This window comes from Streptomyces alfalfae, assembly GCF_004127445.1.
GTDB classification, from domain to species: domain Bacteria; phylum Actinomycetota; class Actinomycetes; order Streptomycetales; family Streptomycetaceae; genus Streptomyces; species Streptomyces alfalfae.
In genome coordinates, this window is the sequence record NZ_QEXM01000045.1 from 149908 (window position 1) to 166618 (window position 16711).

At 67.1% G+C, this 16711-nt stretch carries 9 protein-coding genes; 6 read left to right on the forward strand and 3 right to left on the reverse strand.

The window, feature by feature from the left end:
- Positions 1–174 precede the first annotated feature (174 nt).
- The 5 genes from DCW30_RS27600 (at position 175) to DCW30_RS27620 (ending at position 6406) form a co-directional block, all read left to right on the forward strand.
- Positions 175–1782 carry a DEAD/DEAH box helicase gene (locus DCW30_RS27600; protein ID WP_076684139.1) on the forward strand — a complete coding sequence of 536 codons (1608 nt, stop codon included), beginning with the start codon at positions 175–177 and terminating at the stop codon, positions 1780–1782.
- The gene (locus tag DCW30_RS27605; RefSeq protein WP_076684140.1) at positions 1767–3650 is read left to right on the forward strand and encodes an ATP-binding protein; all 1884 of its coding nucleotides are present in this window, start codon (positions 1767–1769) and stop codon (positions 3648–3650) included. The genes DCW30_RS27600 and DCW30_RS27605 overlap by 16 nt, the downstream gene beginning before the upstream one ends.
- Positions 3647–4549 carry a phospholipase D family protein gene (locus tag DCW30_RS27610; RefSeq protein ID WP_079249965.1) on the forward strand — a complete coding sequence of 301 codons (903 nt, stop codon included), beginning with the start codon at positions 3647–3649 and terminating at the stop codon, positions 4547–4549. Before DCW30_RS27605 ends, DCW30_RS27610 begins: the two co-directional genes overlap by 4 nt.
- A 200-nt stretch (positions 4550–4749) precedes the next feature.
- Positions 4750–5397 carry a hypothetical protein gene (locus DCW30_RS27615; protein WP_076688810.1) on the forward strand — a complete coding sequence of 216 codons (648 nt, stop codon included), beginning with the start codon at positions 4750–4752 and terminating at the stop codon, positions 5395–5397.
- Between the two features lie 211 nt (positions 5398–5608).
- Positions 5609–6406: an adenine nucleotide alpha hydrolase family protein gene (locus DCW30_RS27620; RefSeq protein WP_076684141.1), complete on the forward strand. Its 798-nt coding sequence runs from the start codon at positions 5609–5611 to the stop codon at positions 6404–6406.
- A gap of 113 nt (positions 6407–6519) precedes the next feature.
- Here DCW30_RS27620 and DCW30_RS27625 read toward each other — a convergent pair whose 3' ends face one another.
- The 3 genes from DCW30_RS27625 to DCW30_RS27635 form a co-directional block, all read right to left on the reverse strand.
- Positions 6520–7266 carry a hypothetical protein gene (locus DCW30_RS27625; RefSeq protein ID WP_237283377.1) on the reverse strand — a complete coding sequence of 249 codons (747 nt, stop codon included), beginning with the start codon at positions 7264–7266 and terminating at the stop codon, positions 6520–6522.
- 158 nt (positions 7267–7424) lie between these two features.
- Complete coding sequence (locus DCW30_RS27630) at positions 7425–8867, reverse strand: DNA phosphorothioation-associated putative methyltransferase (protein WP_076684143.1); 1443 nt, start codon at positions 8865–8867, stop codon at positions 7425–7427.
- Between the two features lie 106 nt (positions 8868–8973).
- Entirely contained in the window at positions 8974–10431 is a 1458-nt protein-coding gene (locus DCW30_RS27635) for a restriction endonuclease (RefSeq protein WP_162933558.1), read from the reverse strand.
- 556 nt (positions 10432–10987) lie between these two features.
- Between DCW30_RS27635 and DCW30_RS27645 the strand changes: the two genes are divergently transcribed.
- Entirely contained in the window at positions 10988–16405 is a 5418-nt protein-coding gene (locus DCW30_RS27645; RefSeq protein ID WP_076684146.1) for a sacsin N-terminal ATP-binding-like domain-containing protein, read from the forward strand.
- Positions 16406–16711: the final 306 nt, after the last annotated feature.

A 16711-nucleotide genomic window follows, 5' to 3' on the forward strand; every position in this document is an offset into this window, starting at 1 on the left:
TGGCCCCGTTTAGGGTGGTCCGCACGCTGCAGCGTTGTAACGACGCACGTTGGGGCGGTGCTTGGGGTGCTCGAACTGGGGGTGGAAGTTGATGACGACAGCTGTTCCGGCCACGGACGCGTGCGGGCTGGAGCCTGCGGGGCAGGTGAGGCAGTGACGACGTGGTCACCGGGGATGTCTTTCAAGGCGCTCCTCGCGGATGCGCCGATGGCGTACATCCGGGGGCATGTCGGCGAGCGGCTGTGCGCTCTGCTCGATCTGATCGAGGGAGGTGCAGCGGGAGACGACCGTCTTCGGGCCGTTGCCCCGATCACCATCGACGCCGCGCGTCTGGTCGCCGACGAGGCTGAGCGCTCCGCTCTGATCGCCCTGGTTCCGGGGCCCAAGCGGGCGGAGCTGGCGCAGCGCCTGGGCTCCGTGGGCGACGAGCAGCCGCCGCTGGACTACTTGCAGAGCCTGAAGTGGACGGCGGACGAGCGGCGAGAACTGCTGGAATTTTTCGGTTTCACGATCGACCGGGTACCGTCCCTTCCTCCGGCGTTCAAGCAGGAGTCGGCTCCCGAGTACGGCTTGTTCCCGCATCAGCGTCACGCGGCGGCCCGGGTCAAGGAACTGCTGTATGACGGGCCGCGGCGGACGGTGCTGCATCTTCCGACAGGCGTGGGCAAGACCCGCACGGGCATGAGCCTGATCTGCGATCACCTGCGGCAGCACGAGCCCACCGTGGTGGTGTGGCTGGCCCACGGGCAGGAGCTGCTGGAGCAGGCCGCCGCCGAGTTCGAGCGCGCCTGGACGAAGGTCGGCGACCGCCCGCTCCCCGTGCTGCGGGTATGGGGCAACACTCCCGCAAACCTTGCGGAGATGACCGACGGGCTGGTCGTTCTCGGGCTGGAAAAGGCCGTCTCGGCAGCCAAGTCGGACCCGCAGTTTCTGGCCACCCTCGCGGCACGCAGCACGCTGACGGTCTTCGACGAGGCTCACCAGATCATCGCCCCCACCTTCCAGAGGGTCGTCGACGAGCTGACGATCCGTCACGATGCGAGCCTGCTCGGGCTGACCGCCACTCCGGGACGCACGTGGGCGGACATCTCCAAGGACGAGGAACTTTCCGATTACTTCTCCCGGCAGAAGGTCATGCTGGAGGTCGAGGGCTACACCAACCCGGTGACGGCCCTGATCGAGCAGGGCTACCTGGCCAAGCCGCTGATGCGGACGGTGGCCTCCGAGGCGGGCATGCAACTGTCTGCCCAGGACCAGCAGCTCCTTGCGCGGTCGTTCGACATCCCGGCCAGCATGATGGCCGAGCTCGCGGGCGACGAGCAGTGGAACCTCAAGATCGTTCAGACGATCACGGAGCTGCTTCAGCAGCAGCACCGGCGCATCCTGGTGTTCGCCGCTTCCGTGGACCACTGCAGGCTCATCGCGGCCGTGCTGTCCGCTGCCGGCTTCGATGCCGAGTTCGTGACGGGCGAGTCCTCCCCTCGGCATCGCAGCCAGGTCATCTCGCGGTTCAAGGGGTCCGGCCGGCGCCCCATGGTGCTGTGCAACTTCGGCGTCCTGACGACAGGCTTCGACGCACCGGCGGCCAGCGCGGCAGTGATCGCCCGTCCGACCAAGTCCCTCGTGCTGTACAGCCAGATGGTCGGCCGTGTCATCCGCGGCCCGAAGGCTGGCGGCACTGACACCTGCGAAATCGTCACGGTCGTGAACCCAGAGCTTCCCGGGTTCGGAGACGTGGCAGAAGCATTCACCAACTGGGAAGACGTATGGGAGACAGCGTGACCAACGACGGCAGCAACTACCGGATCGTCAGTCCTAAGCTGACCGTCAAGGCCATGCGGGACAGCGGCTACAAGAACACCGCCTATGCCCTCGCCGAACTGATCGACAACAGCATCGATGCCAAGGCCACCCTCGTGGAGGTCTTCGCCTGCGAGAACCCCGTGCAGGTCGGCTCCCGGACCAGCCACCGCGTGGAGACCATCGCGGTCCTCGATAACGGCCACGGCATGGAATCGCCGCAGCTGCGGCGCGCTCTGAAGTACGGCGACGGGGACGGGGCGGACCCGGGCCGCATCGGCCGTTTCGGCATGGGCCTGCCCAACTCGAGCATGTCCCAGTGCACCCGGCTCGACGTCTGGTCCTGGACCAACGGTGCGGGCAACGCCATGTGGACCTACCTCAGCCTCGAAGAGATCGAGAAGGGGGAAATCGACGACGTCCCCGAGCCTGAACACTCCCCGCTGCCGGACTACTGGCGAGACCTGAGCGAGGGCCTCGGGGACACCGGCACACTCGTCGTCTGGACCAACCTGGACAAGGTCAACTGGTACGGAGCCGCAGCCACGCTGAAGAACACCGCCGGCCTGATCGGCCGGGTCTACCGGCACTACCTCCAGGACGGACGCGTCGACATCCGGATGGCCCCCGTCCGGGAGGGCAAGGTCGTTGACGGCGAGTACCACGCCGTGCCCAACGACCCTCTGTACCTGATGGCGCCGACTTCCACCGACAAGCCGTTCTCGGACAAGCCGATGTTCATGCCCTTCTCCATGGGCAGTGAGTCAGAGCCCGGCGTGACGCAATTTCCCGTGGTCCATGAGGGCAAGAGGCACTACATCACCGTCCGGGCCTCTATCGCCCGACCGGAGGCCCGCCGTGCCGACGTCGAAGGCCATCCGTGGCCGGATGGAATCAGCCGTACGACGGACTCCGGCATCCTTCCGTGGGGCAAGCATGCTCGGCGCAACGTCGGCATCTCGCTGGTGCGCCAGGGCAGGGAGCTGGACCTCGACGCATCATGGGCCAATCAAGAGACGGCCGAACGATGGTGGGGCATCGAGGTCGAGTTCCCGCCGGACCTCGATGCCATCTTCGGCGTGACGAACAACAAGCAGAGCGCCACGGTCTTCTCGTCTCTGTCCCACTTCGACTGGAAGGCCCACGCGGAGGCCGGCGAGTCCTTCAAGGGGTTCAAGGAGCGCCTTGCCGAGCTCGGCGATCCGCGCCTTCCCCTCATCGACCTGGTGCTGTACCTGGAAGAAAAGCTCCTCCCGGCTATGCGGCGCCAGCTGAAGCAGCAGACGATCGGGACCCGCAAGAGCAAAAAGCGGCACGATGAGGACGCTGCATCCAAGGCCACGGATGCCGTCAAGCGACGCAGCGAGGAGGGCTACACCGGCAAGACCGACGAGCTGGAAGAGGGGACGACCACCGAGGCCAAGCGGCAGGAACAGGTAGCGGCCCTCACCCAGCGGCATCACCTCGACGAGGACACCGCCCAGTCCATGGTCGATGAGGCCCTGGAGAAGGATCTGCGTGCGCGGTGGATCTCTAGCTTCCAGGACACCTCCGCCTTCTTCAGCATCGACCTCATGGCCGGCATGCTGCAGGTGATCTTCAACGAGAAACACCCGTTGCACGCCCAGCTCATCGCAGTCCTCGAAGACATCCCCGAGGACGCCGACGCGAACGACCTGCGCGACCGACTCAACCGTGCCGCGGAGACCTTCAAGCTGCTGCTCTTCTCCTGGGCCCGGATGGAGGACGAGACCTACCCCGACAACCTCCGCGAGCGGATCGCGGACGCGCGCCGCGAATGGGGCCGGTACGCCCGCGACTTCGTGGACGGAAAGGCCGGCGGCGCGTGACCGAGCCCGGCCACATCTGGCGGCAGATCGAAGAACTGATGGCGGGCGCCCACGGGCAGGTGACCCTCGTGGCGCCCTTCATCAAGCGAGAGGTTCTGGCGGCCACCTTGTCCGCCCTCCCAGCCACCGTTGAGGACATCGAGTGCATCACACGCTGGGTCCCTGAGGAGGTGGCGGCAGGGGTGTCCGATCCCGAGATCATCGAGCTCGCCGAGGAGGACAAGCGGCTGCGCATCGCACTGTGCCCGAGCTTGCACGCCAAGCTCTACCTCACCGGCGAGCGCTGCCTGATCGGGTCCGCCAACCTGACAGGGAAAGCCACCGGGCGCGTCCCCAACGCCAACATCGAGATCCTGGTGGAGGCACCCGCGGCCCATCCGGAAGTCGTCCGGGTGCTCACCGAGATCGAGGCCCGCGCGGTCGAAGTGACGCCCCACATGGCCGACCTGGTGAGAAGGCAGGCCGACCTACTGAAGGAACACCGTCCGACCGCCTCCGACCAGCCCCGAGAGGAAGCCCTGCAGGGCTGGTACCCGGTGACACGGCGCCCGGAGGCTATCTACCCGTACTACTGCGGGAGAGCACAGTTCGGGCGGTCTGTCGAAACGGCCATCCTCCGGGACCTCGCGCTTCTCGGCATGCCCGCAGGCTTGTCCGAGACGGAGTTCTCGGACGTGATCGAAGGCCGCCTGCGGAAAATCCCTGCTCTTCAGGCGCTCGTGGCTGGAGACCGCCTGAGCAACGTGGAGTTGCAGCATGCGCTGCAGGAGCAGACAGGCATGACGGACGAACAGGCCAGAAGGACCACCGAGACCATCGCGGCGTGGCTTCGGTACTTCGGCCGCTTCTACACCGACGTCGGGACATGGGAAATTCGCCACGGACAGGAGTTGTCCTAACCCCCGTGGCGATCGCGCCGGCCTTGAACCGAGGCCGGCCTCCCGCCCGGGCAACGTGCTTGCGGGGCGGCGCCGTCCACGGCCTCCGGCCTGATGCACTGGGGTGCCTGCCGGCACGCATAGGATCTCTGCGGACAGCCTGGTGAGGAGCACCCATCTGGCGGTCACTCGGCAGGAACGTCGGTGTGGGGAAGGTATGCATGTCTCAAGCGCGGGTCCCGTACCTGCTCGGGCACGCCGAGATCGCCTCCCTCTTCAGCGTCGAGCGCCAGACGTCACAGAAATGGCGTACGGAAGGCACGCTCCCAGCGCCCGACCTGCTCGCGTCCGGCAACCCGTACTGGCTGCTGGCGACGGTGCTTCACATCCACGGTGACGGCGACCGTCAGGTCGATCAGCAACAACTGACGGATTACAGGGCCAGCATCCCTCACGGCTATGACGTGCAGGACAAGGAGCAACTGCCCGTCATCCTCGGCATCCAGGAAGCAGGCCGCGTCCTCGGTCAGGACGCACAGGCAGTCTCCCGTTGGCGTAACCGGCGGAGGATCGCCGAGGCCGACCTAGTCCTCTCCGGTTCCCCGCTCTGGCTCCTGGAGACCATCCTGGCCGACGCACCACAACGGCAGCGGACCATCGACCAGGCCGAGGTCGCCAAGCTCCGTGCAGGGCAGCGCGGCTCCCAGAAACCTCGCGGGCGCAGAACCAGACCCCCTGCCGTATCCCCGCCGCAGAAGCCTCTGCCCGGCGCACAGACATTCACTGCTGCCGACCAGGCCGCCGCAGCCGAGTTCCTCACATCGGTCCTGGCCGGCGGCTACTCCGTCACCATCACGCCTCAGCGCTAGTTCACCTCTCCGGGCACAACCTCCGGCGCGCAAGCGCCCCACGCCAGCACACCCTGTTCGCCGACAGCTGTGAGAGGAACACTTGATTTGCGCAGATCACATCCATACTGTCTCTCACATGTCGATCTTGCAGCAGACCCCAGGAGCCCATCACGCCGAGCCAACCGACCCCACTCCGCGAGCCAGTTCCAGCGGGCTCAACCGGCACCCCATGAAGGTCATCTCCTACGGCGGCGGCGTCCAGAGCACGGCCCTGCTCGTACTGGCCGCTCGCAAAGAGATCGACTTCCGCACCTTCCTCTTCGCCAACGTCGGCGACGACAGCGAGCATCCTGCGACGCTGGCCTACGTTCGCGAGATCGCCATCCCGTACGCCGCCCGCGCCGGGATTGAGGTACATGAGCTCAAGCGCCGCCGTCGGGACGGAACCACCGAAACGCTGATGCAGCGGCTGAACCGGCCAGACACGCGGTCGATCCCCATCCCGGTCCGCATGGCCAACGGCGCTCCGGGCCGACGCAACTGCACGGCGGACTTCAAGATCAAGGTGGTCGGGCGGTGGCTCCGGGAGCACGGCGCCACTGCGGATCATCCAGCGGCGGTTGGCATCGGCATATCCCTCGATGAAATCCATCGCGCCAACCGCCGACGAAGTGAGTCCCACGAGCTCATCGAGTACCCGCTTCTCGACCTCGGGCTCCGCAGGGACGACTGCGAGCGCATCATCGCCGAGGCCGGCCTGCTGGTACCACCCAAGAGCTCCTGCTTCTTCCGCCCCTTCCGCACCGTCAACGCCTGGCGCCACCAGCGTCGCCACGAGCCCGAATTGTTCGCTCAGTCGGTCCGGCTGGAGGAGACGATCAACCGCCGACGGGCGGCGCTCGGCCGGGATGACGTCTATCTCACGAGGTACGGGATCCCACTCGCTCAAGCCATTCCCGACGGGAGCCCGTGGGAAGACGAAGCCGAGGGTGACGGGGCATGCGACTCCGGCTGGTGCATGACCTGATACCTATCGAGCAAGCCACGACGGGTGGGCCAGAAGCCATTGGCGTCGGGCCCACCCGTCGTCTGCCTCTAGGCTGCCGATGTGGACACACAGGGGTCCTGCAGGTGGTGGAATCAGAGCTCGGGTGGCTCGCCGGGCTTGAGGTGGAGAACGGCGAGGTACTCGCTGTAGGGCATTTCTTCGTCCACCCATCGGCTGCCGCCTGCGGAGTCGGGAATCCACATGCCATCGAGAAGGTACTTGTCGTCGAAGACGGCGACTCGGTCCTCCTTCACCGCTGCCGCCATCAGCAGCTGCATCCCCAGCAGCAGCACCGTCGAGGCTTCCTTGGCCGCACAGACCTCGGCGTGTCCGGTGGGAAAGACCCTTCCGTCATCGTCACTTCCAGGCTCGGGGATGGCGGCGCGGCCCCGGACGGTCATCTCGTGCAGGACAGTCGCCTGGGCCACCGCTGCCGCCACCGAGGCGCCAGCGCCCGGCAAGCCGTCCGAGAAATGCGTCCTCAAACGGTCGGCGACCGCATGCGCATGCACCGGCCATGCGTCGGCGTGGTGTTGCAACTGATGCTCAGCGGCCTCCACCGCCAGATCAGGCTCCGCGGCGTCCGGGTACAGCAGCCGGACGAATCCTTCGAGTGCTGCGCGCAGGTAGCCGAGGCGAACCCGGTGCTGCTGCCACTCCTCCATCATCTCCGTCCAGACGGCGTCGAAGTCGAGGCCCGCCGAGCACATGCCGCCGTCGTCGTACGACATATCGAACGTCACCACGCGCAGGCCCTGGGTGAGGCGCAGCCACTTGTAGGCCGTGTCCCAGCCATTCTGCGCCCCGGGCACTCCCGTGACGGCGGAGGCGTGTTCCACCCAGTCGGTGAGTACACGGACATGGTCCTCGGGGTCGGACAGCGCGAGGTTGGACAGCGTTCGGTATGAGGGCAGGCAGGGGCCCTCCACCCGGGGTCATGGGGGAGCGCGACACACGACACTGACAATCACCCTGGCACCGAGAGCCGGGGAGAAGCTCAAGTGCCGGTGGTACGCCGCACGAGCCGGTGGCCTCGCAACTCCCGCTCGCAGCGAAGAAGTTCGCGTTCCCAGCCCTCTTCCGTGCCGATCAGGTGCGGGCTCTCGTAGAGGCCGGCGCGCACCTCGGCGGCCGTGAGCCTCCGGTACTTGGGTGCGTCGGGATCGTCCTCGGCAAGGAATTCGTGCTTACGGTGAAGGAGGGGACGGTTGGTGGAGTCTGCGTACGAGGTGTAGGAGGACTTGAGGGTCTTCAGGTCGACGGCGTACGAGGCCGCGATACGCGGGTGGGGGTCTGTGTCGAACTTGGGGTAGTCGAGCCAGCTGACGCCACGGCCCTGGTGGCGGAGCTTAACGACGGACCACTCGCCAGGCCGGCCGGCAGCGATGCTCGCGCACTGCTCGTACAGGCGCAGCACAGCCGGGATCCTGTGGAGCGCGCGGCGGTGAACGTACAGGGCGGTCGCAGTGAACTTGCCGGCGATTGATCCGTTCATCGCCCGTCGGATGTATGCATCGTCGCGCAGCTTGAACAGCAGCCGATCCGCTCGCTGGCACGCCTCGGTGTACGACGGAAAGAAGGCACGGATGTCCAGTTGAACCGGCAGTGGCAGGCTACTTACCGGACCTCGGCCGTGAAACAGCTCTAGCGCGAGGAACTGCAGCGTGTCGAGGGCTCCACGCTCGGCACTTCGTTCGACCTTCACGGGGTCGGCTTCCTGCTCGGCAAGGCGTTTGAGTTCAGTGGGGCGCAGGTGGACAAGGAGGCTGATGATGGGCTGCGGCATTTCCTCCAACTGAGGCATCCTGCCGCGCTGTTCGAAATGAGCGACGACTGAGCTGATCGCCGAGGCGGTGTCCTCGGACGCCAGCCACCCCCCGTCAGGAGCGACCTGTCGGGCGAGATAACTCAAGCGCGCCGCATCGTCCTTGAACGCGTAAACAATGCCGGGCGCCGCCGACACGCAGCGGACGCCGGTGGCCTCCTCGACGTAGTCGCGCAGCTCGCCAGCGGCGTACAGGCGCTGGAAGGTGCGGCGCTGCGTGAGAATTCCGTCACCGTACTCCACGCCTTTGATCTGATTGCGCTCCCACCTCAACCGCGCGGACACGACCAGCACCGATTTAGCAAGGCCCCAGGCTCGTAGGAGCGTCTCGCGCCGTTCGGCGGGATTCTCAATGACGTTCAGGACATAGGTGAGAAGGACCACCTCGGCTGGCTCACGCCGCCCGTCCGGAAAGTGGACCGGGTCCCACCCCGCAGCATCGAGGCCGAGGTGCTGCAGTGCCCGTACATCGCCGCCACGTCCGCACCCGTAGTCCAGTACTCCCGCGGCGACCTCCAGCTGGAGGTCGCCGACGGCGCGACGAGCCGGCAGCGAAAGGCCGACTCGGCCGATCGCAGTCTGATGCCTATGGCTGCTCCACAGCTGCTGTGTCATCGGCGCTCCCTCATTCCACGGACAGGCCAGCATGCGACAGCATGGAACCTAACGTGACGCCCGATCCGGTGACCCGACTTGCGCAGAGCCGCACCTACCAAGATCCCTACGGAACCGGCTGGACGATATCTACATATCGCCGCAAAACTTGCGGATTGCGTCGCAGGCGCTGCTCGATCTCTGCTCTTCCCCACCAACCAGTGAAGTAGTCTCCACGCTGCGCTATTTCGTCCAGCAGATCGATGGTTGCTACTGCTGGCTGACTTGAGGCGGCAAGGAAATATCCCTCGGCTCGGTACATGAATAGCGTGTCCAAGATGCCGCCACCCAGATCAGATCGGCCAACGCTGCGCTTGCGGGCCTTGCACTGGATGATAACGCGACGTTCTCTAGCCGCCGCCTCGCCTTCCACGACTGCCGCACCGGCTGTGCGTGGCGTGACCCAAGTCGCAACGATATCTCGGCCACCATCGCGTTCACGCGAAGCGCCGATCGCCCGGACCTCACGTACACCCGGTTCACACTCGAGCAAGTCGTAGATCAGTCGCTCGAACCTTCCGCCGTCTATCTCCTCGGACCAGGTGAACTCGCTGGGTGGGGCAAGTCTCTCCTGTTCGATGCGATTCCTCTCGAGAACCAGAGAGCGCTCTCGAGCAAATCCGGAAACTCCACTCTCACAGCGAAGCGACACAGCCCGATTTCCGCTGGATAGGACAACACTACCCTCCAGGGGAATAATAGTCGCACTGACGGCTGGATTTTTGCTTCCAATCAATATCCCATCCAGCCCAAGAATACGATCTGCAATTTGGAGATTTTCCCGAGAAACATAATGATGGAAATGCTTGCCGGCATACAGGAATCCGTTGATCCCTTCAATCTCTTCGCTCGGATCGACGCGCACCGCATTTAGGAAATGGGCAACTTCCGCAGACTCGACCACTGCGACCGCCCCGTCGTGAGTCCGGTAGTAGAGCCAGCCAGTGCTATCCCTCTGAAAAAATATATCCTCTTCCGAAGCCTCCGCCTGCAACTGTTCAGCCACACCCCTGGCCCAGATGTGGTCAGTTTTGCGATTCGGGTCATAACCGTCATCCATAGGCGAGGATTGCTGAGGATGCCAAAGAGCGGTTGCCCTATGGGCTAGACGTTCAAACAAGGCTAGATGCCCGAACAGATCTTCCGCAGAACCAAGCCCCGCATCATCCGGAGGCAACAGGTAGCCTGCCCCTTGCTCCGGAACAAGGTAACGGCCGGAGAGCTCACCCGGAATCATCGTGGCTGGATGCTCAATGTCGATCAACATCGCAGAAAAGGCGCCCGTGTGCCGAAAAACAGAAGCCGCCAGCAACGAGTAAACGTCGTGCAGGTCAGTCCGATCTCCGCTGAAGATTCGGGAGGCGCTGCAGTGCAGGGATGTGAAGACGTCTCCGCCGGGTGTCTGCTCAAAGATCAGCGACAGAGGAGAACAAAGCAGACCTACCTGCAACCAACCGGGACGTTCCTGGACCTCGAACCCAATTTCGTCCGCCCCCAGCAAGGACTCCTTGATTCTCTCGAGCACCGCGTGCGTCTCCCTTCCCCATGGATGCACTTCGCATCCGATAGGAGGTGAGTCTATGAGCTCTTTCAGTGCTTTCGCTCCAAAGTGAGGAGGGCCGCCGCAATTGACGACCTTCCCTGCGGGCTGCACCGGACTCGTCGGAAGACGTGCTAAGACACGCGGGGGCGAGGGTCAGGTCCACGAGCGTGCGGACCGGACCGTCTGTGCACAGCAACGGGTCGCACAGCTCGAACAGGGCATCGCCGCGCGAAAGCCAGCAGGAGTACAACTCGGCCCAGAATGCCGTCTCCGCTGCGAACGCGTCCCGTTGAACCCTATGCTCAACCCGTCCACGATCTGGCCTCCACGCGGCGCGCCGACCTCTCCTCGCAGGATCAGGCCCCGGCCTCACAGACACTCCGTGAACAGGGGAAACCCTGAACAAATTCGATCCCTTCGACGGTGGACCAAGAACGTCAAGATCAGCTCCGAGCCGTGCTCCACACGGTGGTCCTCGCGCCCCCGATGTCAGTGCGGCGGGATACCGTCCTCATCACGCTGAGGTGAGGGGAGAACCATGGCGAGGAGCGGCCGGGCCGAGCAGCTGCGCGAGTACGGCCGGTCCGTGCTGGAGGGAGCCCGGTCGGAGCAAGTCCTGCGCATGGCACGGCAAGTGAACGCCGTGTCGTACACGAGCGCGCGGGGGTACGCGGGCCGCTCGCTCTTCGAGTTGCTGCAGAACGGCTACGACGCGCATCCAAGGGACCGCCGTGACGGACGGGTCCACGTCCTGCTGGACGAGGCGGAGGGCGATTGGGGAACGTTGTACGTCGCCAACGGCGGCACACCCTTCACCTGGCGGAACGTCGAACGGATCTGCGAGATCGCGCAGAGCTCGAAGGAGGTCGGCGAGGGCATCGGCAACAAGGGCGTCGGGTTTCGCAGCATCCTGTTGATCAGCGACGCGCCCGAAATCTACAGCGCGGACCCCGACAGCCCGCTCGGCCCGGAACTGGACGGGTATTGCTTCCGCTTCGCGCAGAGGGCCGACGTGGAGGAGTTCCTCGCCGGTGAGGACAGCGCCCACGAAGTGGCCGCCACGTATCCGCCGCTCCAGGCACCCCTGCCGCTGATCGATGTGCCCGCAACATGCCGGCAGTTCGCCGCCCAGGGGTATGTGACCGTCGTCCGGCTGCCCCTGCTGAGCGAGGCCGCCCGGGCCGAGGTCCGGCTGCGGATGCGCGAGCTCGCGGGGGCGAAGGTACCCGTAATGCTGTTCCTCGACCGGCTCGCCGGCCTGACGCTGGAACGGCGGGCCACCGGTGGCGAGGCGGACGATCCGGACGGCGACCACGAGGCGCACGAGCGGCACGAGCTTTCCCGCTCCGAGGAGCCCTTCGCGGTGGCGCGGGACGGCGCTGGGCACGAGATTCCAGTCTCCTTTGTGACCGTGCGGCTGGGCCCGTCCGACACCTTTCTCCTGGCCCGGGGCACCGTCGAGAAGGAACGGCTGAACAACACGCTCGCCGAGGCCGTCAATGCCAGGCTGCTCGACGACACGTGGCAGGAGTGGAAGCGGTCCGCTGTCGTTGAGGTCGCGCTCCCGCTGCCCGCCCCACGGCGACCGCGACGCGGGCAGATCTACACCTTCCTGCCGATGGACGAGGACCAGACCGCGCCGTTCCCGGGGCACATGAACGCCCCATTCTTCACCGACTTCGACCGCACCGGGCTCCCCTTCGACAACCCCCTCAACGTGCTACTGCTCGACGCGGTCGCCGAAACCTGTCTGGCGACCGCCGCGGTACTGCGTAACGTGCCCGATCCGTCCATGCGGCAGCTAGCCGTAGACCTGGTGAGCTGGGAAAGCGAGAAGGGCTCGCCGGGGCGGCTCCGCGCGGCGGCCCTGCGCGTGCACGCGAGCGAACTCGCCGACGTGCCGCTCGTGCCCGTCCTCGCCGTGGACGGCGCCCCGCCCGAGGCGGCTTGGGCTCCACCCCGGGACGTGGCCCTGTGGCCGGACCTCGACCTGACCGTCCTCACGGCACACCACGCGCACAAGGCCGGGATCGTGGTGGCGGACCCCGAGACCGGCGGCGACCGGCTGAAACGGCTGGCCACCCTGTGCAAAGCCCTCGGGTGCCCTTGGGAGCCGGGCCCGGAGATCCTCGCCGAGTACGTGGAACGGATCGCCCGGGGCCTTCCCCTTCCCGGGCCCGGTGAATCCCCCGATCAGTGGAGCGCGCTGTACGAGGACCTGGCCGCCCTCTTCGCGGACAACGGGCACGTCCTGCACGGCAGGCAGTTGCTGCTCGCGGAGGACTGCACACGGCAGCACACCAACCGTCCCCCCGGCAAGACAGGTACGGGCACGAGCACACGGGCACGGGACAAGCCGGGCGGTCAGGGAGCCCGCCGCGAGGCGTTCTTCCAGCCGGTGCGAACGGAGACGGACCAGACCGAAGCCCCCTCGGTTCCCGCCCCGCTCCGCAAGCGGTTGTTCTACCTGCACCCGGGGCTGGTCTGGAAGGACCGCGGCGAGCACATGCGCGGGCGCAGCGCCCGTGCCTTCCTCGTGGAGGAAGGGCTCGTCCTGCCGTACGACACAAAGGGCTTGCTGGACCACGTACGGCAGGCACTCGGCGCAAGCACCGATCTACGGCTGCGGCTCCAGACCCTGCGGTTCGTCTTCCGGCTGTGGCAGCCGCGTCGTTCGCTGGGCGGGATGGAGATCTCCTCGCTCGGACTGTACGTACCGTCGGCGGACGGCCAGCTGATCAAGGCGAGCGACGCCGTCTTCGGCCGGGGCTGGGGCCGCGCGTCCGCCGGTGATGATCTGGCGGCGGTGGTCGCCGCCGGGCAGGACGTGTCGAGGAGCCTCAAGGCGATCGCCGGGCGCCTCCTCGCCGCGCCCGAGGAGTTCGCCAAGCGGAGCGAGACCGAGGAGTGGCGGGCGTTCCTGCTGGAGGCCGGGGTGGCCGACGGACTGGTCCCGGTCAGGTCCCCCGACGCCTTGGGCTGGGTAGAGCAAGGCCAGGAGCTCAGCGCTCGGCGGCTGGTCCGCATGGCGAAGGTGTCTGCCAAGGTGCAGGAGCAATGGGAGCCGTACGTCCACTGGCCCGGTGTCTACTACCCTCGGACGCCGTACCGGGGAACCCCCGCCTGGCGGCTCCCCGGCCAGGACGTCGTCGGACGCCTCGGGCAAGAGGCCCGGCTAGCGTACGCACGGCTTGTCCTGCATGGCCTGGCCAGCTGGGAGGACGCGAGGTTCGCCAGTCTCTGGACCAGTGCCGGCAGCCAGAGTTCCCCGGACAGGGAACGGGTCCCGACCCCGCTCGGCGCCTTCGTCCGGGAGCAACCGTGGCTCCCAGTGCGGGGCGGCGACCGGGCCGTCCGGTTCGTCCGGCCGGCCGATGCCTGGCACTGCCCGCCCGGACTGGAGGAGGAGCCCTCGTACGCGCCGACCGTCGACCATCGGCTGCGCCCCCTTCTGGAACGCGGGAAGGCGGGCGACCGCCTACGGGAAATGCGGCTGCCGGCCTGGGACGACCCCCGGGACAGCGCCCGCCTCATCGCCGCGCTGGGACGGCTTGCGGCGGAGGGCGCGCTGGGGGCCGAGGACCGGCCCGCCGCGCAGCGCGCCAACGAACGCGCCTGGAGGCACCTCGTACGGCGTCCCCGTCCCGAACTGCCCAAGGGCGCCAGTCTGCTGGCTGAGTCCGGGGACCGGCTGATCAGCGTACCGCTGTCCGCCCTGGACGGCGGGGAGAGGGATGACGACGGTGATGCCCGGACCGTGCTCTACGTCAGCGGTGAACGTGACAGTCTGACGGCCCTGCTGGTACGGGAGATGGCGCGCCCCCTCCTCATCCTTCCCGGTGCCGCGACGGAGGCCGCCGCGCTGCTGGCGGCCGGACACCCCGCCGGCGTCCGGCACACCGACGACCTGAAGTTCACGGTGACCGTGGACGGCGCACAGGTGAATGCCGCTGCCATGGGAGAGCCACTGGTCCAGCAGTTGCCCTGGCTCACACTGGCCGTGGGCGTTCTCTGCGACCACCTGGCGCGCGGCCCCCGGGCGAGCGAGGCCGAACTGAGCGAACTGACGTCCCTGGTCCGGGGCATACGGCTGCACCGATACCGCTATTGGGACATCGAGCTCGACGGCCGGCCCGTGACGTTGCCGGGCCGCCTCGGCGGAGTGCTACCACTACCCGACCCGAAGCATCCGCTGGTACTCGCCCCGGCAGGCGAGCCGGGCTGGCCGGAGACCGCCCGCCTCGTGGTGGCCGTCACCGAGCTGCTGGGACGGCGGGAGTTCGGCGACCGGCTGCGTCTCGCCGCCCACCAGCTCGCCTCCCGCCACGCCGACCTGCTCGACCTGGGCCACGAGGACCTCGCCGACGCCCTGGAAGTCACGGTCCGCCAGGTCAAGGAGACGAGCCGCCGGATCGACGGCGCCATCGGCGCGGTCCTGGAACGCTGCTGGCCCTTTCTCGTCCACCTGCTCGGCACGGAGACGGCGAACTCGCTGATCCTGCCGCCGCCCGGTGACACCCGGGAGTTCCAGGCCCACCTCGAGGAGTACGCCGCCGAGCTCCCGGTCCCCGTGCCCGACTTCATCGCAAGAGCCCGCGCGGCCCGCGGCACGGACGAGCTGCGGCGCGACCTGGGCATCGGATTCGCCGAGCTGAACGGCACCCTGCGCGCGATGAGCCTGGATGCGGTCAGCCACGCCAATGAGCATGAGGAAGCGCTCCGCACCTACCTCGACCTGCGCAGGAGGAAGCTCGTCAACCGGCTGCGCTGGGCGTTGCTTAAGAATTTCGACGCCCGTCGCCCGATGCCCGACTGGCCCTCGGTCCGGGCCCTGGACTGGATCACTGCACCGGAGACATGGGCGTACACCGTGGACACGGCCGATACGGGGATGCTGGAGGCACACGTGGAGGAGCAGCTGGCGCTGCGCCTGGGCCGCCCGGCGCCGTTGCCCCAGTCGGGCGAACGCCTGCCCGCCCCCGACCAGGTACGCGGAGCGAACCTTCGCACGATCATCGGCCTGGCCACCGAACTCGCTGTCCTGGTCAGGGCGGCCGGACACCCGTTGCCGGCGGCCCTGACCGCAGCCGAGCCCGCCGAGGAGGTCACCGCGCGGCTTGAGGCCGTGGGCGCGCTGGACTTCCGACCCCTGTCCCCCACCGACGTCGTCGGCTGGCTAGCGGCCCTCGGCCAGTGGCCCGACGGGATGGCGGTGTCGACGGATCCCGTACAGCACGGGCTGTCCGGGGCCGACCTGGACCGGGTGCGCAACGCAGCGGAACACGAGCGCCGCGAACGGGAGCGCAAACGGCGGTCGATCTCCGTCGGCGGCCGCGTCTTCGACGTGCTCTCAGGCGACTTCACCGCCCTCACCCGCGAACTCGACCGGGTCCTGCAGGACGGCTCGGCGCCAGCTATCACCGCCGCCGGACCGCTCCGCTTCACCGACCCCCGCCCCCAAACTGGGCGCACCCAGGCCACCGGTCGCACCCGCGGGTGGCGGTACGGGGGCGGCACGGACAGTGGGCTGACCACGGCCCAGCGGGAGGCCATCGGGTACGTGGGCGAGTGGTACGCGTACCAGTGGCTGTGCGCTCGTTACCCGGACAGCATGGACGAAACCTGCTGGGTGTCGGGCAACCGCCGCAAAGCCTTCCCCGGCCCGTCCGGCGACGACGGCCTCGGCTTCGACTTCCAGGTCGGCTCCGGCAGCCGGCCCTACCTGTACGAGGTGAAGGCGACCGGGGGCGAAGGCGGCCGCTTCGAGCTGGGAGAAAGCGAGGTCCGCGCGGCCCGCCAGCACGCCGGCAACGACCGCTGGCGCCTCCTGGTGGTCACCCACGCCCTCACCCCGCACAAGATGGCCATCCAGATGCTCCCCAACCCCTACGGAAAGCGAGGCCGCGGCCGCTACCGCGAGGAGGGCGGGGCACTGCGGTTCTCGTACCTGCTGTGACCTTGACGTTCAACTCCAACCCGAGTTGAACGTCAAGTTCAACGAGCCCGTGCATGGTTGACGGAAAGGGTGGCTCCTGCCCGCGGGACCTGTCTAGGACTTTCCTGCCACTCCCGGTCGGATCAGCCAGTACGAGCGGGAAACAACGGAAAGGCCATTCATGCAGGTCAACGACCTGCGACGCCCAGGCATCGCAGGTCATGCCGTTGGCTGGTCTCTTCCGGGACATCTGATCAGCACGACTCAGTAGGTCTGCGCTCAGCGTCGCCTGCCCTCGACGCCCCATCGATGCTCGCCACCTCGACA

Coding starts and splice junctions, on each gene's coding strand:
- DCW30_RS27615 (WP_076688810.1), top strand. CDS start 4,750: ATGTCTCAAGCGCGGGTCCCGTACCTGCTCGGGCACGCCGAGATCGCC.
- DCW30_RS27605 (WP_076684140.1), top strand. CDS start 1,767: ATGGGAGACAGCGTGACCAACGACGGCAGCAACTACCGGATCGTCAGT.
- DCW30_RS27620 (WP_076684141.1), top strand. CDS start 5,609: ATGAAGGTCATCTCCTACGGCGGCGGCGTCCAGAGCACGGCCCTGCTC.
- DCW30_RS27645 (WP_076684146.1), top strand. CDS start 10,988: ATGGCGAGGAGCGGCCGGGCCGAGCAGCTGCGCGAGTACGGCCGGTCC.
- DCW30_RS27600 (WP_076684139.1), top strand. CDS start 175: ATGTCTTTCAAGGCGCTCCTCGCGGATGCGCCGATGGCGTACATCCGG.
- DCW30_RS27630 (WP_076684143.1), bottom strand. CDS start 8,867: ATGACACAGCAGCTGTGGAGCAGCCATAGGCATCAGACTGCGATCGGC.